Source organism: Massilia sp. CCM 8734 (assembly GCF_011682155.1).
Classification (GTDB): domain Bacteria; phylum Pseudomonadota; class Gammaproteobacteria; order Burkholderiales; family Burkholderiaceae_D; genus Telluria_A; species Telluria_A rubra.
This window is the reverse complement of the sequence record NZ_WHJI01000002.1, coordinates 287,724-309,724: the sequence shown is the minus strand read 5'-3', so window position 1 is coordinate 309,724 and position 22,001 is coordinate 287,724. Positions and strand designations below refer to the sequence as shown.

Annotated in this window: 22 protein-coding genes and 1 pseudogene; 15 read left to right on the top strand and 8 right to left on the bottom strand. The window is 63.9% G+C overall.

Features of this window, described 5'->3' with window-relative positions:
• The first annotated feature begins 64 nt into the window (after positions 1 to 64).
• The 7 genes from F2P46_RS03570 to F2P46_RS03540 are packed head-to-tail and all read left to right on the top strand — an operon-like array spanning position 65 to position 6,531.
• Positions 65 to 1,006 carry an agglutinin biogenesis protein MshI gene (locus F2P46_RS03570; RefSeq protein WP_166885259.1) on the top strand — a complete coding sequence of 314 codons (942 nt, stop codon included), beginning with the start codon at positions 65 to 67 and terminating at the stop codon, positions 1,004 to 1,006.
• Positions 1,003 to 1,728: a PilN domain-containing protein gene (locus F2P46_RS03565; RefSeq protein ID WP_208296487.1), complete on the top strand. Its 726-nt coding sequence runs from the start codon at positions 1,003 to 1,005 to the stop codon at positions 1,726 to 1,728. Before F2P46_RS03570 ends, F2P46_RS03565 begins: the two co-directional genes overlap by 4 nt.
• A complete protein-coding gene (locus F2P46_RS03560; RefSeq protein ID WP_166885257.1) occupies positions 1,725 to 2,411 on the top strand; it encodes a hypothetical protein in 687 nt (228 codons plus the stop codon). Before F2P46_RS03565 ends, F2P46_RS03560 begins: the two co-directional genes overlap by 4 nt.
• Complete coding sequence (locus F2P46_RS03555; protein WP_229509003.1) at positions 2,408 to 2,776, top strand: hypothetical protein; 369 nt, start codon at positions 2,408 to 2,410, stop codon at positions 2,774 to 2,776. Before F2P46_RS03560 ends, F2P46_RS03555 begins: the two co-directional genes overlap by 4 nt.
• Before the next feature lie 47 nt (positions 2,777 to 2,823).
• Positions 2,824 to 4,593 (top strand): pilus (MSHA type) biogenesis protein MshL, encoded by a 1,770-nt coding sequence (gene mshL, locus F2P46_RS03550; protein ID WP_166885353.1) that lies wholly within the window; start codon positions 2,824 to 2,826, stop codon positions 4,591 to 4,593.
• A gap of 1 nt (position 4,594) precedes the next feature.
• Positions 4,595 to 5,485 (top strand): AAA family ATPase, encoded by an 891-nt coding sequence (locus F2P46_RS03545; RefSeq protein WP_166885255.1) that lies wholly within the window; start codon positions 4,595 to 4,597, stop codon positions 5,483 to 5,485.
• The gene (locus tag F2P46_RS03540; RefSeq protein ID WP_166885253.1) at positions 5,482 to 6,531 is read left to right on the top strand and encodes a tetratricopeptide repeat protein; all 1,050 of its coding nucleotides are present in this window, start codon (positions 5,482 to 5,484) and stop codon (positions 6,529 to 6,531) included. The genes F2P46_RS03545 and F2P46_RS03540 overlap by 4 nt, the downstream gene beginning before the upstream one ends.
• Positions 6,532 to 6,572: 41 nt before the next feature.
• Here the strand turns inward: F2P46_RS03540 and F2P46_RS03535 are convergent, their stop codons facing one another.
• Positions 6,573 to 6,968, bottom strand: coding sequence for a RidA family protein (locus tag F2P46_RS03535; protein ID WP_166885251.1), 396 nt, complete (start codon positions 6,966 to 6,968; stop codon positions 6,573 to 6,575).
• A 137-nt stretch (positions 6,969 to 7,105) separates the two neighbouring features.
• On the opposite strand from F2P46_RS03535, the gene F2P46_RS03530 reads away from it, so the two are divergent.
• Positions 7,106 to 8,023, top strand: a complete 918-nt coding sequence (locus F2P46_RS03530) for a LysR substrate-binding domain-containing protein (RefSeq protein ID WP_166885249.1) — start codon at positions 7,106 to 7,108, stop codon at positions 8,021 to 8,023.
• Between the two features lie 21 nt (positions 8,024 to 8,044).
• On the opposite strand, the gene F2P46_RS03525 is transcribed toward F2P46_RS03530, so the two are convergent.
• The 4 genes and pseudogenes from F2P46_RS03525 to F2P46_RS03510 all read right to left on the bottom strand — a co-directional run bounded on the left by F2P46_RS03525 (position 8,045) and on the right by F2P46_RS03510 (position 11,152).
• Positions 8,045 to 9,142 carry an HD-GYP domain-containing protein gene (locus tag F2P46_RS03525; protein WP_166885247.1) on the bottom strand — a complete coding sequence of 366 codons (1,098 nt, stop codon included), beginning with the start codon at positions 9,140 to 9,142 and terminating at the stop codon, positions 8,045 to 8,047.
• Positions 9,143 to 9,166: 24 nt separating this feature from the next.
• Positions 9,167 to 9,376 (bottom strand): annotated as a pseudogene (locus F2P46_RS03520) (methionine aminotransferase); the annotation flags it as partial.
• Between the two features lie 39 nt (positions 9,377 to 9,415).
• The gene (locus tag F2P46_RS37450; RefSeq protein WP_166885243.1) at positions 9,416 to 9,784 is read right to left on the bottom strand and encodes a hypothetical protein; all 369 of its coding nucleotides are present in this window, start codon (positions 9,782 to 9,784) and stop codon (positions 9,416 to 9,418) included.
• Positions 9,785 to 9,994: 210 nt separating this feature from the next.
• Positions 9,995 to 11,152 carry a pyridoxal phosphate-dependent aminotransferase gene (locus F2P46_RS03510; protein WP_166885241.1) on the bottom strand — a complete coding sequence of 386 codons (1,158 nt, stop codon included), beginning with the start codon at positions 11,150 to 11,152 and terminating at the stop codon, positions 9,995 to 9,997.
• Between the two features lie 145 nt (positions 11,153 to 11,297).
• Between F2P46_RS03510 and F2P46_RS03505 the strand changes: the two genes are divergently transcribed.
• The 3 genes from F2P46_RS03505 (at position 11,298) to F2P46_RS03495 (ending at position 15,302) form a co-directional block, all read left to right on the top strand.
• Positions 11,298 to 12,329: a hypothetical protein gene (locus F2P46_RS03505; RefSeq protein ID WP_166885239.1), complete on the top strand. Its 1,032-nt coding sequence runs from the start codon at positions 11,298 to 11,300 to the stop codon at positions 12,327 to 12,329.
• A 218-nt stretch (positions 12,330 to 12,547) separates the two neighbouring features.
• Positions 12,548 to 13,969, top strand: a complete 1,422-nt coding sequence (locus tag F2P46_RS03500; protein WP_166885237.1) for a hypothetical protein — start codon at positions 12,548 to 12,550, stop codon at positions 13,967 to 13,969.
• A 70-nt stretch (positions 13,970 to 14,039) separates the two neighbouring features.
• On the top strand, positions 14,040 to 15,302 hold the full coding sequence (locus F2P46_RS03495) for an NAD(P)/FAD-dependent oxidoreductase (protein WP_368737873.1): 1,263 nt from the start codon (positions 14,040 to 14,042) through the stop codon (positions 15,300 to 15,302).
• A gap of 81 nt (positions 15,303 to 15,383) precedes the next feature.
• Here F2P46_RS03495 and F2P46_RS03490 read toward each other — a convergent pair whose 3' ends face one another.
• On the bottom strand, positions 15,384 to 15,836 hold the full coding sequence (locus F2P46_RS03490) for a putative toxin-antitoxin system toxin component, PIN family (protein WP_166885233.1): 453 nt from the start codon (positions 15,834 to 15,836) through the stop codon (positions 15,384 to 15,386).
• Between the two features lie 37 nt (positions 15,837 to 15,873).
• On the opposite strand from F2P46_RS03490, the gene yaaA reads away from it, so the two are divergent.
• The gene (gene yaaA, locus F2P46_RS03485; RefSeq protein ID WP_166885231.1) at positions 15,874 to 16,644 is read left to right on the top strand and encodes a peroxide stress protein YaaA; all 771 of its coding nucleotides are present in this window, start codon (positions 15,874 to 15,876) and stop codon (positions 16,642 to 16,644) included.
• A 332-nt stretch (positions 16,645 to 16,976) separates the two neighbouring features.
• Here the strand turns inward: yaaA and F2P46_RS03480 are convergent, their stop codons facing one another.
• On the bottom strand, positions 16,977 to 17,795 hold the full coding sequence (locus F2P46_RS03480; RefSeq protein ID WP_166885229.1) for an outer membrane protein assembly factor BamD: 819 nt from the start codon (positions 17,793 to 17,795) through the stop codon (positions 16,977 to 16,979).
• A 65-nt stretch (positions 17,796 to 17,860) separates the two neighbouring features.
• On the opposite strand from F2P46_RS03480, the gene F2P46_RS03475 reads away from it, so the two are divergent.
• Together F2P46_RS03475 and pgeF are read left to right on the top strand one after the other, a co-directional pair.
• Positions 17,861 to 18,910: an RluA family pseudouridine synthase gene (locus F2P46_RS03475; RefSeq protein WP_166885228.1), complete on the top strand. Its 1,050-nt coding sequence runs from the start codon at positions 17,861 to 17,863 to the stop codon at positions 18,908 to 18,910.
• Positions 18,910 to 19,698, top strand: a complete 789-nt coding sequence (pgeF, locus tag F2P46_RS03470; protein ID WP_208296486.1) for a peptidoglycan editing factor PgeF — start codon at positions 18,910 to 18,912, stop codon at positions 19,696 to 19,698. Before F2P46_RS03475 ends, pgeF begins: the two co-directional genes overlap by 1 nt.
• An 11-nt stretch (positions 19,699 to 19,709) precedes the next feature.
• Here pgeF and F2P46_RS03465 read toward each other — a convergent pair whose 3' ends face one another.
• Positions 19,710 to 20,093 (bottom strand): hypothetical protein, encoded by a 384-nt coding sequence (locus F2P46_RS03465; RefSeq protein ID WP_166884739.1) that lies wholly within the window; start codon positions 20,091 to 20,093, stop codon positions 19,710 to 19,712.
• Here F2P46_RS03465 and phaC point away from each other — a divergent pair.
• The gene (gene phaC / locus F2P46_RS03460; RefSeq protein ID WP_166885226.1) at positions 20,092 to 21,879 is read left to right on the top strand and encodes a class I poly(R)-hydroxyalkanoic acid synthase; all 1,788 of its coding nucleotides are present in this window, start codon (positions 20,092 to 20,094) and stop codon (positions 21,877 to 21,879) included. The two genes, F2P46_RS03465 and phaC, sit on opposite strands and share 2 nt — an antisense overlap.
• The last annotated feature ends 122 nt before the right edge of the window (positions 21,880 to 22,001 follow it).

Below are 22,001 nucleotides of genomic sequence, written 5' to 3'. Positions count from 1 at the left end.
ACTTGAATATAATCAAGAAGCTACCGCACGACCTTCGCGCGCGGTATTGATATAGATTGCGGGCATGGGATTTTTCTCGAGATCAAAGAAGAAGGATGGCTTGCTGGTCATCGCCCTGCATGGCGAGGGCGTGTTCGCGGCGCGCGTCAAGCGCCAGGCCCAGGGCAAGCCGCGCGTCACCCTGGCCGCGTTTTATGCGGCCGACAAAAGCGCCGGTCCGGACATGCTGGAAAAGACCGGCAAGGACTTGCACGCGAGCAGTTTTCGCTGCTCAACCGTGCTCGGCGCCGGTGAATACCAGTTGCTCTCGGTCGAGGCGCCCAACGTGCCGGCCGACGAGCTGCGCACCGCCGTGCGCTGGCGCCTGAAGGACATGCTTGATTTTCCGGCTGACCAGGCCGGCATCGACGTGCTCGACATTCCCACCGACAAGGCCCAGGGCCGCAGCCAGTCGCTGTTCGCGGTCGCCGCGCGCAACAGCCTGATCGAAAGCCGCCAGAACCGCTTCGTCGACGCCGGCGTGCCGCTGGCGGTGATCGATATTCCCGAAATGGCGCAACGGAATATCTCGGCCCTGCTCGAACCGGAAGGGCGCGGCGTGGCCGTGCTCTCGTTCAGCAGCGAGGGCGGCTTGCTGACCGTCACCTACAACGCCGAGCTGTACCTGGCGCGCCGGATCGACGTGACGCTCGAACAATTGCTCGACAGCGACCATGATCGCAAGCACGTGTGCTACGACAAGATCACCCTTGAGTTGCAACGTTCGCTCGACCATTTCGACCGCCAGTACAACTTCATCAACGTCTCGAAACTGGTGCTGGCGCCGACCGGCGCGAGCGGGCTTGACGAATACCTGTCCAGCAACCTGTACACCAAGGTCGAGTCGCTCGACCTGGCCAGTGTGCTCGACCTGGACGGGGTGCCGGAACTGGCCGCCGCCGCGCAGCAGCAACGCTTTTTCCTGACCCTGGGCGCGGCCCTGCGGCATGAGGAGGTTGTCTCTTGAGCCAGCAAATCAATCTGTTCAACCCGGAGTTTCTCAAGCAGAAGAAGATTTTTACGTCCAGCAACATGCTGCTCGCGCTCGGCGTGCTGGTGGCCGGCGCGCTGGCCATGGTGATGGTGGGCCGCCACAGCACCGGCCGGCTGGAAGCCGAAGCGGCCGCCGGCGCCGACCAGCTGGCCCTGAAAAAGGAACGCCAGGCCAGGGTCATCGCCGAATTCGCCCCGCGCCAGAAAAGCCGCGAGCTCGAGCTGGAGATCGCCCGCGCCGAAGCCGACCTCGCTTCCTTGCACGATGTCTCGAAGGTGCTGGGCGGGCAAACCCTGGTCGTGGCGCGCAAAGGGTATGCGCGCTACTTCAAGGCGCTGGCGCGCCAGGGCGGCGGCGACCTGTGGCTGACCGGGGTGCGCATCGGCGGCGACGGCCACCATATCGGCTTGCAGGGCAGGGCGCTCGACGCCAGCCTGGTGCCGGCCTTCGTCACCCGCCTGGCGCGCGAACCGGCCATGCAGGGCAAGAATTTTTCCAGCCTGCAAATGAGCCGGGCGCGCCTGCAGCTTGACGGCAAGGATGCGCCAGACCCGGGCCAGATGGCGCCGTATGTCGATTTCACCCTGCAGGACGTGGCGCCGGCCCGCGTGGCCGGCGCGCCGCGCGCTGCCGACGTCACGCCGCCCGACATGAAGCCGGTGGCGGCAAGCATCAAAGCGGAGGCCGCCAAATGAAAGCGCGCCTGCTCAAGCTGCAAATGAAAATCGACGCCATGAGCGTGCGCGAGCGCGCCATGGTGTTCGGCGCCACGGTCGGCGTGGTCGTGTTCGTGCTGTTCGCCCTCCTGTTCGATCCCCTCTTCGCGCGTCAGAAGATGTTGCGCAACCAGATCAGCCAGCAGCAAAACAATATGCTCGGCATCGATGCCGAAATCACGGCCCTGGCGCAAACGAACGCGGTCGACCCCGACCGCGACAACCGCGCGCGGCTGGCGGTGATCAAGGGCGCCAGCGCCAGGTTGTCGGACAGCCTGCGCACCGCGCACAACAGCCTGGTCACGCCCGAAAGCATCGCGCCGCTGCTCGAACGCATTCTCAAGGCCAACGGCCGGCTGCGCCTGGTGGGCATGAAAAGCTTGCCGGCGATTCCCTTCGCCGGCTCGTTCGACCCCGAACCAGGCCTGGAGGAGGCCGCGGCGCCGGCGCCCGGCGCCGGCCGCGCCATCTACGCGCACGGCGTCGAAGTGACGGTGCGCGGCAATTACCTGGATATGGTTAACTACATGGATGCGCTCGAAAGCATGCCGGTCCAGCTGTTCTGGGGCAAGGCCCAGCTCGAGGTCGAGACCTATCCCGACGCGCGCCTGAGCCTGACCTTGTACACCTTGAGCCTGGACAAGAAATGGATCACCTTATGAGCGCGCGCCGAGGGCTGTGCGCGGTGTCGCTGGCGCTGGTGTGCGTGGGGCCGGGCGTCGCCGCCGGGCCGCTGCCCGACCCGACCCGCCCGCCGGCGCGCCTGTACACCCCCGCCGGCGACGCCGCGGCGGCGCCGCAGAGCATGGAGCCGCAGTTGCAGTCGGTGCTGATCGCGCGTCATGCGGGCGGGCGCCACGTGGCCGTGATCGACGGCCAGACGGTGCGCCTGGGCGAGCAATTCCGGGGTGCGCGCGTGACCCGGATGACGGACAATGAAGTTGTACTGGTGAAAGGCAGGGAACACCGCGTCTTGCGCCTGTTCCCGCGCACGCCATCCCCTCAGCGGCTTAACGAGAGAGACTGACAAAGAGCATGCACAAACACCGTGTGGACCACCTCGTGATGGCATCAATGATCGCAAGCGCCCTGACCCTGGCCGGCTGCAACAGCGCGCCCAAGCGCGACACGTACGAAAACATCACCGCCGAGATGGCGCTGGCCGCCAGGCGCACGCCGCCGCCGCTCGACGACGCGGTCAGCGCGGCCCTGCTGCCGCCGGTCGCGGCGCTGGCCGGGCAACTGCCCAAGTCGCGCCAGGCGCTGGAAGAACGCTTCAACGTCAGCTTCAACAATGTGCCGGCGCAGCATTTCTTTCATTCCATCGCCACCGGCACGCGCTACAACATGCTGGTCCATCCCGAGGTGAGCGGCAACATCACCGCCAACCTGAAGGACGTGACCCTGGCCGAAGCGCTCGACGCCGTGCGCGAAATGTATGGCTACGATTTCCGGATCGAGGGCAACCGGGTCTCGGTCAAGCCGCTCACGATGCAGACCCGCATCTTCCAGGTGAACTACCTGGTCGGCAACCGCAAGGGCAAGTCGAACCTGCGCGTGACCTCCACCTCGGTCACCAACGCCGCCAGCAACAGCCAGAACAACGGCGGCAACAGTGGCGGCAATAGTGGTGGTAACAACGGCGGCAACAACAGCGGCGGCAACAACAATGGCCAGGATGGCGGCAACAACAATAGCGGCGGCAACGGACCAAGCGACAGCACCAACGTCAGCACCACCTCGGACAGCGACTTCTGGCTTGAACTGAAGACCTCGCTCGCGGCGATCGTCGGCTCCAAGGACCTGGGCCGCAGCGTGGTGGTCAACCCGCAGTCGGGCGTGGTGGTGATCCGCGCCATGCCGGAGGAACTGCGCAATGTCGACATGTTCCTCAAGGCGACCCAGCTGTCGGTCGGGCGCCAGGTCATCCTGGAAGCCAAGATCCTCGAGGTGGAACTGAACGACAGCTTCCAGAGCGGCATCAACTGGGCCTCGTTCGCCTCGTTCCGCGGCGCGCACGGCAACCGCGTCTCGACCGGTTTCGTGCAGCCGGGCACCTCGCTGGCGCCGCTGCCGTATGCCGGCGGCCAGCCGGCGGTCATCGGCGACGCCAAGTCCCTGACGGCCAGCACCGGTTTCCTGCTCTCGAATGCGGCGGCCTCGGCCGGGTCGATGTTCGGCCTGGCTTTCCAGACCAGCAATTTCGCCGCCCTGATTTCCTTCCTGGAATCGCAGGGCACCGTGCACGTGCTGTCGAGCCCGCGCATTGCCACGATCAACAACCAGAAAGCTGTGCTCAAGATCGGCACCGACGAGTTTTACGTCACTGGCGTGTCGACCACGACCAGCACCGGCGACAACAACAATACCGTCAGCCCGAGCGTGACCCTGCAACCGTTCTTTTCGGGCGTGGTGCTCGACGTGACCCCGCAGATCGATGAGAAGGGCAATATTTTGCTGCACGTGCACCCGTCGGTCAGCCAGGTCAGCACGGTCAGCAAGTCGGTCAACCTGGGCAGTGCCGGCAACCTGAGCCTGCCGCTGGCGGCCTCGTCCACGTCGGAAATCGACAGCATGGTGCGCGGGCAGGATGGGCGGGTGGTGGCCATTGGCGGCCTGATGCGCCAGTCCTCGACCGCCGACGGCAACCAGATCCCGGGCGCGGGCAATATTCCGGTGCTCGGCAACCTGTTCCGCAACAAGAGCAACGTCAACCAGAAGCGCGAACTGGTGGTGCTGATCAAGCCGACCATCGTCGACGGCGCCAACAGCTGGAACCAGGACCTGATCGACACCAGCCGCCGCTTCGACGAACTCGATCCGCGCGCGGCGGGACAACGCTAGCATGTACACCTCGCACTTCGGCCTGCGCGAAGTCCCGTTCGGCATCACGCCGGACACGAGTTTCTTTTTCACCAGCCCGCATTCGCAGGAAGCGCTCAACACCCTGCTGGTGGCCGCCAGGAATGGCGAAGGTTTCATCAAGATCACGGGCGAAGTCGGCACCGGCAAGACGCTACTGTGCCGCAAGTTCATGGCGACCTTGGGCGACGGCTTCGTCACCGCCTACATTCCCAACCCCTACCTGGAACCGCGCACCCTGATGCTGGCGCTGGCCGACGAACTGGCACTGGTGCTCGACAAAGATGTCGACCAGCACCAGCTGCTCAAGGCCATCACGCACAGGCTGATGGCGCTGGCGAGCCAGGGCAAGCGCGTGCTGCTGTGCCTGGACGAAGCGCAGGCGATCCCGATCGAGAGCCTGGAAGCGCTGCGCCTCTTGACCAACCTGGAAACCGAAAAGCGCAAGCTGTTGCAGATCGTGCTGTTCGGGCAGCCCGAACTGAACCGCAACCTGGCGCTGCAATCGATCCGCCAGCTGGCGCAGCGCATCACCTTTCACTACCATCTGGGGCCGTTGACGCGCGACGACGTCGAGTATTACCTGGCGCACCGGCTGCGCGTGGCCGGATTTAGCGGTGCGCGGCTGTTCAGCCGGTCGGCCGTGGGCGCCTTGTACGCGGCCAGCGGCGGCATTCCGCGGCTGGTTAACATTCTCGCGCACAAGGCGCTGATGCTGTGCTACGGGCAAGGCAAGCAGCAAGTCAGCCGGCGCCACGTGAGCGCAGCGGTGCGCGATACGATTTCCGCCAGGCGCCGTCGGTGGCCCTGGCTCGCCGCGCTGGCGCTGACCCTGGCGGCGGGCGGCGGACTTACCTGGGCCTTGAACACATGAGTCTGATCAACAAGATGCTGCAAGACCTCGACGCGCGCGGCTCGCAGGGCGGCGACGCGGCGCCGTCCGATGTGCGCCCGGTCGGGCGCGGCGAACGCGCCGTGCCGGCCCCGCTGGTGATGGGGGCGCTGGCCGGCGTGCTGATCCTCTCGGTGGGCGGCGTGTATGGCTGGCGCGTGCTGCACCAGCCAACCGTGGCGCCGGTGGCGCTGGTGACGCCGGCCACGCCGATTCAACAGGCTGTGATCAATGCGCCGCAACCGTTGCCGGAGGTGGCGCAGGCGCCGCAGGTGGCGGCCGTGGCCACGGCGCCGCCGGCACAGCCCAAGCCGGCATTGCCGGTGGAACCGGCGCCAGCCGAGCCGCCGCGCGAGCGCGTTGCGGCAGCGCAGGTGGAGAAGCCGGCACTGCAAGCGCGCCGCGCCAGGACGGTTGCGAGCGGCGAGGCGATCGCGCCGCAGGCCGGCCGCCAGGCGGCGGGCGGGCAGGGCGCCGAGGGTGTCTACCGGCGCAGCCTGGCCAGCCTGCAGGACGGGCGCGTGAGCGACGCGGTGGCGCAGCTGGAGCAGGCGCTGGCGCTTGACCCGCGCCATGAGGCGGCGCGCCAGACCCTGGTCGGCATCCAGATCGAACAGGGCCGCACGGTCGAGGCGATGCGCTTGCTGCAAGCCGGCCTGGCGCTCGACGCCAGGCAGCCGGCCATGGCCATGCTGCTGGCGCGCATGCAGATCGACGGCGGCGCGTCCGGCGTGGATACCTTGATGGCAAGCTTGCCGGCAGCCGGCGGCAACGGCGAGTACCGCGCCTTCCTGGCCGGCGCCTTGCAGCGCGAACGGCGCCACCAGGAGGCGGTGGAGCAGTATCAGGCGGCGCTGCGCAGTGCGCCGGACAACGGCGTCTGGTGGATGGGGCTGGGGATGTCGCTGGAGGCCGAGAAGCGCTTGCCGGAGGCGCTGGCGGCGTTCCAGCGCGCCAGGGCGACGGGCAACCTGTCGCCGGAACTGCAAGGCTTTGTCGAGCGCAAGGTGGGGGCGCTGGGAGGCTGACCGGTTTCCAGGCATGCCCGACTCCCTGCCCATTTCGCCTGTCAATTCCCGGCGTGTGGACGCACCGCAGCGATGGCCTCGATTTCTATCATGGCCGCTGGATCGTACAGGGCCTTGACTTCGGCGATGGTATCGGCCGGGTAGGGCGCGCTGAAGAACCGGCGACGCAGGTCCACTACCTCGTTGAAGTTGCCCATGTCGGTCACGAAGATCGTGACCTTGACGACGGCGTCGAGGCCCGAGCCGCCGGCGTCGAGCACGCGCTTGAGGTTGGCGAAAGCCTGTTCGCCCTGGGCGCGGAAACCGCCGTCGACGATTTTCCCATCGTCGCCGGCGCCCGCCTGCCCGGAGACGAAGAGCAGGTCGCCCAATTTGATCGCTTGGGAAAGCAGGAAGGGCTCGTAATTGTCCGGCTGGGTGATAATTCGTTCGAGCATGGTTGACTCCTTGGTCACGGTAGGGGGATGTGGGTGCGGCGCCAGAGGTGCCGCAGGGAGAAGATAGGCGTGCGCCGTGATGTTGACAAACGCTCATTTGTCAGGCATAAGATGAGTTTATTTCATCTGTATGCGCAATGCGGCGACTTCCCCCACTTTCGGCACTACGCGCGTTCGAAGCGGCAGCCCGGCATGGCAGCTTCAAGCAAGCTGCCAATGAACTTGCCGTCACGCCGACCGCGATCAGCCATCAGATTCGCGCTCTCGAGGAATTGACTGGATTGACCCTGTTCGAGCGGCAGGTGCGCAAAGTCGTCCTGACCGACGCCGGGGTGGAGCTGTATCCGGTGCTGCGTGACGGTTTCAATGCATTCGAAACGGTCTTGCAGCGCCTTGAGACCGCGCAGGCACGGCGCCGGGTCATCATCTCGGCGACCAATGCGTTTATGGCGCGCTGGCTTGCGCCCCGGGTGGCGCACTTTCGACAGCTGTACCCGGACATCGATCTGGAGCTGCACGCATCCGATCAGGCAGTCGAGCTCGGGTGCGACCGCGCCGACATAGCGATTCGCTACGGGCGCGGGCCGTATGCGGGCATGGTCGCGCAGCCGCTGTTCGCCGACCGCTTCGCGCCGGTCTCCGGCCCCCAGCTTGGCCCGTTGACACTGGCGGATCTGGACCAGGTTCCGTTGATCGATTTCAAGTGGAGCCACGCGCATCCGCTCAACCCGACCTGGAAGAACTGGTTCGCCCAAGCGGGCTTGCCGTGGAAGTCACATCACGGGCAGCTACTTTTTTCTGGTGAAGACCATGCGATCCAGGCGGCGCTGGCCGGTCAGGGAATTGCTCTTCTGAGCCTGGAACTGGTGGCCGCCGACCTCGCAGCAGGGCGCCTGGTGCAGCCGTTCGGCCCGAGCATGGCGGGGCATGCGTATCATCTGGTCCGCAGTGCGGGACAGCGGCACGGGCCACATGTCGACGCGGCATGGGAATGGTTGCGCAGCCAGGCCGAAGGACCGACCAGCCCTTTCGCGCTGCCCGGACCCACCGGGTGAGGCGGGGGAACGACGAGTTAGCTACAAACTCGCCAACTCGCCCCAAATCTGCTTCATCGGAAACCTTAACTTCGCGTGATCCTCATGCAAGGCTTCCGCAATCGCGCAGCCCGGCTCGCTGGTGACACGCTCGCGCGCCTCGCCCGGGCTCTTGCCATCGGCCGTGCGCAGCACATGCACGCCGACTCCCGCGCCATCCCGGGCGCGGTGCGACACCACGCCCAGTTCGGCATTCTCGAGCCGCACCAGCGTCCCCGGAGGATAGGCCCCGATCTGCGTGGCGAAGTGGCCCAGCACGATCTGGTCGTACGGCATCTCGTTGCCGGCCCCCAGGCGTTCCAGCGCCTGCGGCGGCAGCAGGGAGCGCCGGTAATTGCGCGCTGAAACGAAGGCGCAGTAGCGGTCGGCCAGCCCGATCAGCTTGGCGTTCTGCGAAATCTCATCGCCGAGTTTGCCGGCCGGATAGCCGCTGCCGTCCTCATTTTCATGATGCAGCAACACCAGGTCGAGCCACGCCTCGTCGTGCACGCCGGCCCAGCGCAGCATCTCGACGCTGGCCGACGGATGGCGCCGCACCAGCGCCCGTTCTTCGTGCGACAGCGCGCCATCCTTGTTCTGGAACAGTTCCGCCTGGCGCACCATGCCCACATTCATGCTCAGCGCCGCCGCCGTGACCACCAGCACCTCGGCCGCCGACTTGCCCATTGCGCGCGCGATCATGCAGGCGATCACGGCCGCCTCGGTGCAATGGCGCACCGCGTACGCACCGGCAATCTGGTTCAGGAAAATGGCGGCCAGCGCCACGTCGCCGCCGCGTTCGACGGTGGCGATCAGCTCGGCGGCGACGGCGCGCAGTTCGCGGTCGGCGCCGCCCTGGTCGCGCAAGTCCATCAGGGTGCGTTCGAGGCCGCGGTTGATCTGGTTGAGCGATTGCAGCACCGACACCGGCGCCGACGCTTCGGCGTACAGGCCGGCCGCGAGCCAGTCGTCAAGCTGGCCGGGCGCGAGCACCTGGCCTTTTTGCAGCAGCGGACGGCTCGCCGATGGCGTGCTGAAAATATCCCAGCGCAGCGGTTCGCCGAACGCCAGGTCTGCCAAGGTGATGCGCCTGATTGCCATGATGGGGTATCGAGCTCCGGTGGATCACAATCGGGCCAGACGCTCCAGCGCCAGGCGCCAGGTGTCGTCTTCCTTGGTGAAGCAAAAACGCACCATGCCCGACTCCTGGCCCTTGCTGTCAAACGCGCAGATCTTGATCGCGGTGGTCAGCCATTGTGCGAATTCCGACTCCAGTATAGGCGAAATCGCTCCGTACCTGAGACATTGAAAACAGGTGCCGTCGGCTGGCAACAACGTGCATGACCCCGTACAGGAGCTCGATGAGCACGCGGTTTAGCTGTAAGCGGCTGTACCTGTAATTGAGGCGTGGCTGAAGCACCACGCGAACATGATATCGGTCGTGGCATTTCTGATCGTTTCTTCTATGTCGATGGTGACTCTGCCGACATTCACAACACGCACCCTCGGATTCTTATGCGCCCTGTCCTGATAGGCAAATACACGATCGGCATAGTCGTCACCGCTGAAGTTGCCCTCCGGGTCGCCATGGGTCCCGCTGTAGATCGTCAATGTGCCCTCATGGAGGTATTGATCAACCACCTCTTTGACGCTCACACCGCTGACCGTCCGATTGTTGGCACTCCAGACGATGTGGTCGCCATAAACTCTTTTTATGAAAAATCGCGTGCTATGGAATTCCACTTTTTTGATCTCCCGTTAATTGACTGAAGGCGTTCCTTCCGACGGAAGGCGCGAACCATGTGAAAGCTTTCCAAGCCGTGCTCCCTGGTGGCCTCTTGAACTATCGACGCGGTTGTTGCATTTTAAGGTGGAATGTATGTTTGTGCAATGTTGTGAGGGTAGGGCGGGATAAACCTGGCCATGCTGACGCATGGAAGCGCCCTCGTTCCATCACAGCCTGGCAAGGCGCTCCAGCGCCAGGCGCAAGGTGTCGTCTGTCTTGGCGAAGCAAAAGCGCACAATCCCCGATTCCTGGCCCTTGCTGTAAAACGCGGACACGGGAATGGCGGCGACCTTGATGTCGGTGGTGAGCCATTGTGCAAATTCGGACTCCGGCATCGACGACATCGCGTCGTACCGGACACATTGAAAATAGGTGCCGTCGGCTGGCAATAAAGTGAAGCGGGAGCCCTTCAAGCCATCGCGGAACAGGTCGCGCTTGCGCTGGTAAAACGCCGGCAAGTCCAGGTAAGGCGCGGGGTCGGCCATGTAGCTCGCCAGGCCATGCTGCATCGGCGTGTTGACGCTGAAGACATTGTATTGATGTACCTTGCGGAACTCCGCCATCAGGCTGGCCGGGGCGGCGACGTAGCCGATTTTCCAGCCAGTGACGTGATACGTCTTGCCGAAACTCGATACCACGAAGCTGCGTTCGGCCAGGTCCGGATAGCGGCTCACCGACTCGTGGCGCGCGCCGTCGTAGACCATGTGCTCGTATACCTCGTCCGACAGGATCAGTATGTCGCTGCCGCGTACGATGTCGGCCAGCGCTTGCATGTCGGCCGCGCGTAGCACCGAGCCGGTCGGGTTGTGCGGGGTGTTGATGACGATCAGGCGCGTGCGCGGCGTGACCACTGCTGCGAGCCGGTCCCACGGCACGCTGTAGCCTTGTTCGCCGAGCTCCATCGCGACCGGCACCGGCACGCCGCCGGCCAGGGCGATGGCCGGCAAATAGCTGTCGTAGGCCGGTTCGATGATGATCACTTCATCGCCCGGATGCACGCAGCAGAAGATGGCGGTGGTCAGGGCCTGGGTGGCGCCGGCGGTGACGGTAATTTCGCTGGCGGCGTCGTAGCGCGCGCCGTACACGGTCGCGATCTTGGCGGCGATGGCGGCGCGCAGGGCGGGCACGCCGGTCATCATCGGATACTGGTTGTGGCCGGCGCGCATGGCGCCGTCGACATGATCGAGCAGGGCCGGCTCGCAGGCGAAATCGGGAAAGCCCTGGCCCAGGTTGACCGCCCCATGCTCGCTGGCCAGCGCCGACATCAGCGAAAAAACAGTGGTGCCGACGGCGGGCAGGCGGGTGTGCAGGACGGGAGTGGACATGGAGCGATCGGAAAGTTAAGCGGACAGCTATTCTAGCGCAGGCGCGCGTTGCCACCCGCCGGCCGGATGGGAACCAGCGGAGGGCTGGTATGGTGGCTCACCGGAGGGTTCATTCCGGTTGTTAGCAAAGAAAACAGGAAAACGGATGGCGAAAAAGCAGAAATACGACGCAGCGCTCACTTTCATGACCGGATGCGTGATCGAGAAGGACTATATCTATCTGTGCGCAGAGCTAGACAGTCTCGACCCCGAAGACCGGTATTCCCGTGTCCTCTTCTTCGACAATCAACAAGCGCAGGATCAATGGGTTCACCTCGACTTACCCGGTTGGACAGGTGTTTCGGTGTGCGTTGCCAGGGCCGGCCCGCGCCGTATGTATTGCACCCTGTCCAGCGAAGGGCAGGTGCGCCTCGAATACGTGGGCGGCGAGATCATCGAGCAGATTGCCGACGCCGGCTTGAGCACGCCCGAGGCGGACAAGTACGGCTATGTGAGCGCCATTCGTGAAATCGGCCAGCGGCTGTACGTGTGCGGCGGCATGGGGCAGGTGTATCGCCGCGAGCATGACACCTGGGTGCATGCCGACCACGGCTTGCTGCAGTCGTCCAGCAGCGTCGATCTCATGGTGGCCCGACTGCACGCGGGCGATCTCAGCGACATCGACAACTTGTTCGCGGACACCCTGATGCTCAGCGATATCAACGGTATCAGTGAGACGGATATCTACACGGTCGGCGATTCAGGCAGGATTTTTCACCATGACGGAACGGCCTGGCGTGCGGTCCGGTGCGATACGGATGCCATACTGCTCGCCGTCTGCTGCGCCAGCGCGGACGCGGTGTGGGTGTGCGGCTATCATGGCACCCTGCTGCACGGCAATTGGAAAGAGGGCTTCGCCGCAGTCGGTGCTGGCGATGCCGATGAGATCTTTTCCAGCGTCGCCGTGTTTGGCGATACCGTCTATCTCGCTTCGGAAAGCGGCCTGTTCACCTTCAACGGCGAACACATCGAGCGCTTGCGCACCGGCCTGGTTCCGGACATTGCCGACGCCAACGTGCTGGACGTGCACGATGGCGTGCTGTGGTCGTTCGGATTCAAGGACCTGGCGTGCTTCGATGGAACGACATGGACGCGTGTGGCGTTTCCGGATAATCCTCCGCTGCGCCAAGGGAGCTGACGTGCCGGCGCAACCGCGCTGAAATAGTACGCCGCTGCGCCGGAAGTCGTTCATTGATCGGCGCTTCCTCAGGGTGTGCTACAGTCCGCCAGCGCGGCGATACCTGCTGCCGCAAGCGGTACTCACATCATCACATCATCACATTTTAGCGGCGCAGCGCCATACATGACACCTTGGCTGGTTTCTGCATCATCAGGGCACACGAACGCCAAGGGCGCATGACCGAACTCACAGAGCAATCCTCCGATCTCTACAGCGAGCAGCTGACCTATGCGGCTTGCGGCTTATGGCTGCTGTCTTTGGCGCTTCCTGGTTTCATGGTCGAGACCCGCGCCGAACCTTTGTTTGGCGGGACGATTCTCCAGTTCGGGCTCCTGTACGGCTGGGCCGTCGGTGGGTGGTCGGCATACGCGAATATCTTCTTTCTTGTGGCGGCCGCTGCACTTTTCTCGGGACGCCAACCGCGCGGATCGGTATTCGCGATGCTCGCGCTCGCAGCCACGCTGCCGCTGTTCAAAGGCGTCATTCCAATTCGAGATGGAATCTCAGGGACAATCCTTCCAGTAGTGAGCTGGGGCTGGGGAGCGCTCTTCTGGATCTTCTCGCTTATTCTGCTAGCCGCGGCCGCAGCCACCCGAGCGCAGCGACTCTCTCGCCCGGGCGCCAAAGTCGTGCTCGGCCTGCTGCTGGCGAGCCTCGTAGTGATGGCCGGTTTCCATCTGAATCAGCGTTCCGCCGCAAACTCTCAAGAACGCAGCCTCTACTTGTCCTGGGGCATGGCCTTCACGCGGGTGCCGCCATGCGGCCTGCCGTTGACATCCGTCGACGCGCCCTTCTTGCCGGGCGATGCAATCGTGGCACTGGACATCGACCCGGACCTGGTCAATCCCGCATCAGGCATGCCATATCTGTGGCTGCCGAAGCTGCCGAACTACCAGGAGAGTGACTCTGCGTGGATTACATTCGGCGACCCAGTCGTTTCGAGCAGCGAAGTCATGGTCCGCGTTGCCGTCAGCGCGGATCGGCCCGTGCTCCAGGCGCGAAAAACGGAGCAAGGCGCCGTCCTGCGACTTCTCAGCCGACCGTCGGGCTCCGTCCTGTACGAGCAGGAGCTGAAGATAACGTTCACGCTTGGCGGAAGGCCGCTGTACTGTCCAATGTCAACTCAGAACTTGACCGGGCTGCGAACCGGGTACGACACGAACATTCTGCGAGCCGTGGGGCACGATCAAGCCATCGCGCCGCGACGGGAGACGCTGGTCGAGGAAGCGGCTCGAACACCTTGTAGTCTAAGTGTAGAGGACAAGGACGGGATGAAGGGGTTGAGGGATTGGGACGGCCGAGAAGTAATCCTGCAGCCCGAGTCCGTCCGCACCAGGCCAGGCTTCTGCTCAGATACATACATTGTGCTCACCTACGTCAGCGATCATTCCGGTGGGGGTATGACGGATCTTAGCCCGGTTGCCCAAGTGTTTGATCGCAAGACACTTCGCCCCCTTGCCGCATTTAATGATGGACGCCCGTGTCCGGGTGCGCGTTGTGACGAGGTGCCTCGTGAGACCGCCCGGGGTGTCCGTGTATCGGACACTCAGATTATTGTAGAGACAACGTCTGGTGATCTGGTAGCAAAGCGGTTGTAGAGTGCCCGACAAGTCAATCGGAACGACATTCTATCGACCACCGGCCATTTTGCTGTACACGGCCGCGATCATGGCCGCGCCGGCGCCGGCGACAGCCCCGGGCCGGCAGTACTGGCGCGTACCCATGACGTTCATGCGGGGCGTCGATTCTGTGGCAGCATGCCATGCGCAATGCCGTGCACGGCAGAGGCAATCGGACAGCGTTCGCATTCATTACCGATACAGGAGGTCAATTGTCAGCTGTAAGTCGATACAAGGCACTTCAATGAAGCAGGTCGAACCCAAGCGCATCATCGTCATCGGCGCGGGCATTGTCGGGGCAGCGCTCGCGTACCACCTGGCGCGCAAGGGCGCGCAGGTCACGGTCGTCGAGGCCGGCGCCATCGCCTCCGGCGTGACCGGGCGATCATTCGCATGGATTAATACGTCCGCCATGAGTCCCGATCCCATTGCGCAATTGCGCGGTGTCGCCATCCATGCGTACCGCCGCCTGGAAACGCAGCTGCCTGGACTGAAGATTCAATGGACGGGCGCCCTGTCGTATGGCCTCGACGCAGGGGAAGCCATGCCGCCTGGCACGGTACTGGTGGACCGGTCCCGGATAGCCCGGCTGGAACCGCATCTCAGGGACCCGCCCAGCCAGGCCGCCTACGCGCCAGAGCAGGGCGCGCTCGATGCGGTGGTGGCGACGCAGGCATTGATCGCAGGCGCCAGGGAGCATGGGGCGACGATACTCACGCAGACGCCGGTTCTCGGCCTTGCAGTCGAGGGCGCGCGGGTGACGGGGATCGAGACGGGCAGCGGCACGATCGACGCCGACACGGTAGTGCTGGCAGCCGGCACCGGCATCGGACGACTGACCGACAAATTGCATGTCTCGCTTCCAATCGTATCTTCCCCGGCGGTATTCATGCGCTACACATCCCGGCCCGGTCTTGTTCGCACCATTATCTCCAGCGCTGCAATTGAGGTGCGGCAAGGCGCGCATGGGACCTTGTTCGCGGCCGAGGATTTTCTCGATGACTCTGTCGACAACCAGCCATTGGCCATGGCGCTACGCACCGCTGGCGCAATCGGCAATGAACTCGACGGGGCTGGCGAGATCACGCCGGCATGGGCCTGCGTTGGCCTGCGGCCCATGCCGGCCGATGGGATTCCCATCATTGGCTATCTGCCCGCTGTCGCAGGCCTGTATGTTTGCACGATGCATCCGGGAGTGACCTTGGCGGCGATCGCTGGCCGACTTGCGAGCGAGGAGATCATGGATGGCGAGCGATCGGCAGCCCTCGGCCCATGCGGTCCGGAACGTTTTCTGGCCAGTCCGGCGACCTGACATTGCCAGCCCGGCGCGCTGTCGGCGGGCGTGTGATTTTGGCATCGTGCGCAGTACAAAACAGGCGCATCTGCACACGGTTCAGACGGCCTCGGCAGCGGTCAGCTTGACCCAGGCTTCCGGCAGCATGATGCGGAACATGCCGGCCTGGGCCGTCTTGCGGGCCAGTTTCAGCAGGGCCTTGTCCTTGGTGATGAGAACGTCGGCCCCGGCATCGCGCGCCAGCTCCAGGAATTTCTGGTCGTCGCGGTCGGTGCAGACCGGCAGGCGCACCGGTTTGGCGTCGGGCGCGAGCACGGTGATGAGGGCGTCGAAGCGCGCGGCCGCGAGCGGGCGGCTGGCCTCGTCGAGCGGCAGGTGCTTGTAGTGCAGCACCACCAGGTATTCCTCGCGACAATCGGCGCGCGTGACGGCCTCGACCGAGCCGCTGTCGATGGCGGCCAGCAGGCTGGCCCAGCGGGGATCGTGGAAGACGAACAGGTCGAGGCAGACATTGGTGTCGAGCACGATGCGTTTGGCTGGAGCGGGTATCATATTGGTCTGATTATTCGTAGTAAGTTGATTGAATCTTATGCTGATTGTTTTGTCGCCCGCCAAATCGCTGGACCTGGACACGCCCCCGACCACCAAACTCCACAGTACGCCCGCTTTCCTGGACCGATCCAGCGCCCTGATCGATGTGCTGCGCCACTATTCGCCGGCCGAGTTGGGCAGCCTGATGCACATTTCCGACGCGCTGGCCGTGCTCAACGTCGGCCGTTATGCCAGCTGGAGCGTTGACACCAGGGAAGCGCGTCAGGCGATCATGGCCTTCAATGGCGACGTGTACGCCGGTTTCGACGCCCGTTCGCTCAAACCGGGCCAGCTCGACTATGCGCAACGCAGCGTGCGTATTCTATCCGGCCTGTACGGCGTGCTGCGTCCGCTCGACCTGATTCACCCGCACCGGCTGGAGATGGGCACCAAGCTGGCCACCGGGGCGGGCAAGGACCTGTACGCTTTTTGGGGCGAGACGGTCACGGGCGCGCTCAACGCCGCCATTGCTGACAAGGAGGCCAGGGTACTGGTCAACCTGGCGTCGGAAGAATACTTCAAGTCGGTCAAGCCCAAGTTGTTGACGGTGCCGGTGATCACGCCCGTGTTCGAGGACTGGAAAGGCGGCAAGTACAAGATCATTTCGTTCTACGCCAAGCGGGCGCGCGGCTTGATGGCGCGCTACGCGGCGGTCAAGGGCATCGTGGACGCCGACAAGCTCAAGGGCTTCAAGGTGGACGGTTATGCGTTCGACAAGAAGGATTCGGACGAGCGGACCTGGATTTTCCGGCGCAAGGTGGAGGCGTAACGAACTTCCCCCACCGGTCCCCCCGGTGTCAGGTCTGACATTCGGACACGAGCTGAGCCTTCCTGCCGGTGCTCCGGCCGGTGTCAGGTCTGACATTCGGACACGAACTCAACAATCATCGCATCTGCGGTGGATACCGTGCTAACGAATGTCCAGTCTGTGTCCGAATGTCAGACCTGACACCAAGGGGGTGTCCGAATGTCAGACCTGACACCAAGGGGGGAGACGCACTCTAAAGCTAAGCTCGTGTCCGAATGTCAGACCTGACACCGGCGGTGGGGGCAACAAAAAACCGGGTTTCCCCGGTCTTTTACCTCATCGCCAGCGCCGCATCAGCGTGCCGGACGGCTCGACCTGGCCCAGAATTTCCACCAGGCCTTCTCGCCCGAATTCGGATCGAGATACTTGCTGGTCGGGTAGTTGCGCTCGAAAATGCGCCTGGTGTCGTCGCGCAGTTGCGGCATGCCCAGCTTGTCGTAGTTGCGCATCATCAGGAACAATGCCTCTTCGCGCGCCGGCGCATCCTGGTAGTCCGCCACCGCCGCCATCGCACGGTTCAGCGACGCCAGGTAGGCGCCACGGTCGTGGTAGTAGTTGGCAACGTGGACTTCGTACTGCGCCATCGCGTTGATCAGGTACTTCATGCGGGCGATCGCATCGGCTGCGTAGATGCTGTCGGGGAACTTGTCGACCAGCGCCTTGAAGGCGGCGAACGCTTCACGCGTCGCTTTCGGGTCGCGCTCGGTCGGGTCTTGCTCGTACACGAAGCTGAGGAAACCGATCTGATCGTTGAAGTTGATCAGCCCGCGCAGGTAGTACATGTAGTCGACGTTCGGATGGTTCGGGTGCAGCTTGATGAAGCGCTCAACCGCCGCCAGCGCTTGCGCCTGGTCCTGGCTCTTGTAGTGCGCGTAGGCAATTTCCATCTGCGCCTGCGCGGCATAATTGCCGAACGGGTAGTTGGTTTCGAGGCGCTCGAACAGCTTGATTGCCGCCTCGTAGTGACCACCCGCCATTTCTTCGCGTGCCTCAGCGTATAATTTCGTCACCGGCCAGTTTTTGGTCTCGTCGGTTTTTTCCGGCAACAAGCTGCAAGCGGATAAACCGAGCAGAAGAGTAGTAGCAATAACGCGCGATAATTTTTTTTGCATAACTTTTTGCAAGAGAGTATTAACTGAGATTCAACGAAAGGCTGATTATAGCCGATGGGACTGCTGTGATATTAACTCCAACGCCGAATTCGGCGGATTTGCCCTTAGACCCCGATCTGGAGATCGACCTCGACGACGAGGCAGGCGACGAATACGTTCCTGCCGCCACCGGCATCGACCTCTCTCCAATCCACCTCGAACTGACGCCGGACGCCTGCGGCCACCGTCTGGACAAGGTCATTGCCGGCCTGGTTCCGCAATTTTCGCGCAGCCGCCTGCAATTGTGGTTCGAAGCCGGCCACGTGCTGGTCGACGGCAAGCCCGCACGCGGCAAAGACACGGCCTATGGCGACGAAACGGTCGTCATCCTGCCACAAAGCGCGCCGGAAGACGAGGCCTACACGCCGGAAGCGATGGAATTGAACATCGTTTTCGAGGATGAGCATATCATCGTCATCAACAAACCGGCCGGGCTGGTCGTGCATCCGGGCGCCGGCAACTGGGCCGGCACCTTGCTCAACGGCTTGCTGCACCATTGCCCGCAACTGGCCGGCGTGCCGCGCGCAGGCATCGTGCACCGGCTCGACAAGGACACCAGCGGCCTGATGGTGATCGGCAAAACCCTGGCGGCGCAAACCGACCTGGTACGCCAGTTACAGGCGCGCACCGTCAAGCGCGAGTACTTTGCGCTGGTCTGGGGCACGCCGCAACTGAGCAGCACCATCGACGCGTCGATGGGCCGCCACCCGAAAGACCGGGTCAAGATGGCGGTGTCGACCAATTTTTCGGCCAAGCCGGCCATTACCCATTACCAGCGCATCGCTACCGGCATGTTGGACCGTCGTCCCGTCAGTTTGGTTCAATGCCAGCTCGAGACCGGCCGGACCCACCAGATCCGCGTGCACATGTTGTCGATCGGCTTCGCGCTGGTGGGCGACGCCGTGTACGGCAAGCAGCATCTGACGCCGGTATTTCCGCGCCAGGCGCTGCAGGCGCGCCGCCTGGGGCTGGTGCATCCGGCCAGCGGCGAGGATATGGAATGGATCGTGCCGCTGGCCGATGATTTCGCCGAGCTGATCGAGCGCGCCGGCATTCCCGAGCCCGAGCAGGTCTGATGCCCGGCGTGCATGTCATCGCACCCGACTGGCCGGACATGCCGGCCGGCGTGGGGGCGCTTGCCACCACCCGCGTCGGCGGCGTCAGTCCGGCGCCGTATGACGACGGCGCCGGCGGCGGCGGCCTGAACCTGGGCAACCATGTCGGCGACGATCCGGTATTGGTCGGCCTGAACCGCGAACGCCTGTGCCGGTCGCTGCCAGGCGAGCCGGCCTGGATTTCGCAGGTGCATGGCATTGCCGTGGTCGAGTCCGCCAGCGTGCAGCCGGGCCAGCCGGTGCAGGTGGGCGACGCCAGCATCGCGCATGCGCCCGGCGTGGTGTGCGCGGTCATGACCGCCGATTGCCTGCCGGTGCTGTTCGCTTCACTGGACGGCAAGGTGGTGGGCGCGGCGCACGCCGGCTGGCGTGGGCTGGCTGCGGGCGTGCTGGGCGAGACCGTGGCGGCCATGCGCGCCGCTGGCGCTGGCGAAATCAGCGCCTGGCTGGGGCCGGCCATCGGTCCGAGCCAGTTTGAAGTCGGCGCCGATGTGGTCGACAGCTTTGCCGCGCAGGCGCGTGGGGAAGAAGAGGCGGCATCGATGGCGCAGGCCTTCGCCGCGTTTCCCGGGCGTCCGGGCAAGTTTCTGGCGGATATTTATATGCTGGCGCGTATCGTGCTGGCGCGCGATGGCGTACACCGTGTTTCCGGCGGAACCTATTGCACGGCAAGCGAGCCCGGCCGCTTCTATTCCTACCGCCGCGACCAGGTCACCGGCCGCCAGGCCAGCCTGATCTGGATTAAATGACCCGCGCGGCGTCAGTCGCCGCCGGAGCCGCCACCGTCTCCGCCGCCGCTGTCACCGCTGCCGCTGTCACCGCCATCGTCATCACCGCTGCCGCCACGGTCGCGCGACGGGCGCTGATCCGCGCGATCGCCGGTGACGTCGTGCTCCTGTTGGCGTCCCGCGCGTAGGCGGCGCGCCATTTCTTCTTTCTGTGCGATCTTCATGCGCCGCATCTTGGAACCGGCGATGTACCAGACTATTGACAAAGGCAACACACAATAGCCCAAAAAAGTCATAATCCCTGCGACAATACTGTGCTCGGTAAGCGCCATCAGTCCGACCACATAGATCCATGCAATAGCGACAAGCCACATACAACTTTCCTTGGAAAAGATTGAAACAATGAACGCAAACATGAATATGCCCGACCCGCAAGCGATGGCCTCCGCATGGATGGCGCAAATGACCGATCCATCCGCCTGGCAGGCGCTGTTCCGCCCGGCGCCGCTCGACACCAGCCCGGTCGCCACCCTGCTCAAGGACGCCGGCGCCACCATCCCGCAGCAAGAGCTCGATGCGCTGCGCAACGACTATCTGCAAAAAGCAGCGGGATTGTGGCAGGAATTCCTGTCCGGTAAAACCCCGGCGCTGGCCGACCGCCGCTTTGCCGCGCCGGAATGGCTGGCCAATCCGATGTCCGCCTACAGTGCCGCATCATACCTGTTAAACGCCGAATTCCTGACCGCCATGGCCAATGCCGTGGAGGCCGCTCCGCGCGAACGGCAGAAGATCCGTTTCGCCGTGCAGCAGATGGTCGACGCCATGTCGCCCGCCAATTTTTTGGCGACCAATCCGGAAGCGCAGCAACAACTCATCGAAACGAAGGGCGAGAGCCTCTCGCGCGGGCTGTCCAACATGTTGGGCGATATGCAGAAAGGGCGCATTTCGCTGTCGGACGAGTCGGCGTTTGAAGTCGGCCGCAACGTGGCCACCACGCCCGGCCAGGTGGTGTTCGAAAACCATCTGTTCCAGCTGATCCAGTACAGCCCGGCCACGCCGACCGTGCACCAGGTGCCGCTGCTGATGATGCCGCCTTGCATCAACAAGTTCTACATCCTCGATTTGCAGCCGGAAAACTCGGTGGTGCGCTATGCGGTAGAGCAGGGCAACACCGTATTCCTGGTGTCGTGGCGCAATCCAGATGCTTCGCTGGGCGGCACCACCTGGGATGACTACGTCGAGACCGGCGCCATCAAGGCGATCGAGGTCGCGCGCGCCATTTCGGGCAGCGAGAAGGTCAACGCCTTCGGCTTTTGCGTCGGCGGCACCATCATGAGCACGGCGCTGGCGGTGCTGGCCGCGCGCGGCGAACAACCGGCCGCCAGCCTGACCCTGTTGACCACCTTGCTCGACTTCGAGGACACCGGCGTGCTCGAAGTGTTCATCGACGAAACCCAGGTCGCCATGCGCGAAAAAGCCTTGGCCAAAGGCGGGCTGATGCCGGGCCGCGACCTGGCGACGACGTTTTCTTCGCTGCGTCCGAACGACCTGGTGTGGAACTATGTGCAGTCGAACTATCTGAAAGGCAAGGAACCGCCGCCGTTCGACTTGTTGTACTGGAATTCGGACAGCACTAACCTGCCGGGCCCGATGTTTTGCTGGTATCTGCGCAATACTTACCTGGAAAACAGCCTCAAGGTGCCGGGCAAGCTGACCGTGGCCGGGTCCAGGGTCGACCTGGGCGCGATCGACGCGCCGGTGTTCGTGTACGGCTCGCGTGAAGACCACATCGTGCCGTGGAAGGCCAGCTATGCGTCGCTGGGCCTGCTCAATCCCGGCAAGGGCGGGGCCAACCGCTTCGTGCTGGGCGCGTCCGGGCATATTGCCGGGGTGATCAATCCGGCATCGAAGAACAAGCGCAGCTACTGGACCAACGATCCCGCCCCGGTGGCGACGCCGGCCAAGGGGAAAGGCAAGGGCAAGAAGGCTGCGCCGGAAGCCGACGCCAACGCCGCCATCGTGCCGGCCGAGCAATGGTTCAGCGGCGCCACCGAGCATGTCGGCAGCTGGTGGCCGGAATGGGCGGCCTTTTTGGCCAATAACGGCGGCAAGGATGTCAGTGCTCCAAAGAAACTTGGGAATGCCGACTTCCAGCCGATCGAGCCGGCGCCGGGGCGTTATGTGAAGGTGCGGGCCGACTGAATCTTGCAATGAGGCAGGGCAACGGCCGTTGCCCGGTACTTACGGTTTGGGTGCGGCGCACTATTTGCTGCGCCCGACCGCGTAAAGTGGCATTTTTGCGAATATCCACTCTATAATGCAAA

Bases quoted from the DNA above. Each gene is read 5' to 3' on its own strand.
- F2P46_RS03570 (WP_166885259.1), top strand. From the start codon at position 65: ATGGGATTTTTCTCGAGATCAAAGAAGAAGGATGGCTTGCTGGTCATC.
- F2P46_RS03560 (WP_166885257.1), top strand. From the start codon at position 1,725: ATGAAAGCGCGCCTGCTCAAGCTGCAAATGAAAATCGACGCCATGAGC.
- F2P46_RS03555 (WP_229509003.1), top strand. From the start codon at position 2,408: ATGAGCGCGCGCCGAGGGCTGTGCGCGGTGTCGCTGGCGCTGGTGTGC.
- mshL (WP_166885353.1), top strand. From the start codon at position 2,824: ATGATCGCAAGCGCCCTGACCCTGGCCGGCTGCAACAGCGCGCCCAAG.
- F2P46_RS03545 (WP_166885255.1), top strand. From the start codon at position 4,595: ATGTACACCTCGCACTTCGGCCTGCGCGAAGTCCCGTTCGGCATCACG.
- F2P46_RS03540 (WP_166885253.1), top strand. From the start codon at position 5,482: ATGAGTCTGATCAACAAGATGCTGCAAGACCTCGACGCGCGCGGCTCG.
- F2P46_RS03535 (WP_166885251.1), bottom strand. From the start codon at position 6,968: ATGCTCGAACGAATTATCACCCAGCCGGACAATTACGAGCCCTTCCTG.
- F2P46_RS03530 (WP_166885249.1), top strand. From the start codon at position 7,106: ATGCGGCGACTTCCCCCACTTTCGGCACTACGCGCGTTCGAAGCGGCA.
- F2P46_RS03525 (WP_166885247.1), bottom strand. From the start codon at position 9,142: ATGGCAATCAGGCGCATCACCTTGGCAGACCTGGCGTTCGGCGAACCG.
- F2P46_RS03510 (WP_166885241.1), bottom strand. From the start codon at position 11,152: ATGTCCACTCCCGTCCTGCACACCCGCCTGCCCGCCGTCGGCACCACT.
- F2P46_RS03505 (WP_166885239.1), top strand. From the start codon at position 11,298: ATGGCGAAAAAGCAGAAATACGACGCAGCGCTCACTTTCATGACCGGA.
- F2P46_RS03500 (WP_166885237.1), top strand. From the start codon at position 12,548: ATGACCGAACTCACAGAGCAATCCTCCGATCTCTACAGCGAGCAGCTG.
- F2P46_RS03495 (WP_368737873.1), top strand. From the start codon at position 14,040: ATGGCCGCGCCGGCGCCGGCGACAGCCCCGGGCCGGCAGTACTGGCGC.
- F2P46_RS03490 (WP_166885233.1), bottom strand. From the start codon at position 15,836: ATGATACCCGCTCCAGCCAAACGCATCGTGCTCGACACCAATGTCTGC.
- yaaA (WP_166885231.1), top strand. From the start codon at position 15,874: ATGCTGATTGTTTTGTCGCCCGCCAAATCGCTGGACCTGGACACGCCC.
- F2P46_RS03480 (WP_166885229.1), bottom strand. From the start codon at position 17,795: ATGCAAAAAAAATTATCGCGCGTTATTGCTACTACTCTTCTGCTCGGT.
- pgeF (WP_208296486.1), top strand. From the start codon at position 18,910: ATGCCCGGCGTGCATGTCATCGCACCCGACTGGCCGGACATGCCGGCC.
- phaC (WP_166885226.1), top strand. From the start codon at position 20,092: ATGAATATGCCCGACCCGCAAGCGATGGCCTCCGCATGGATGGCGCAA.
- F2P46_RS03465 (WP_166884739.1), bottom strand. From the start codon at position 20,093: ATGTTTGCGTTCATTGTTTCAATCTTTTCCAAGGAAAGTTGTATGTGG.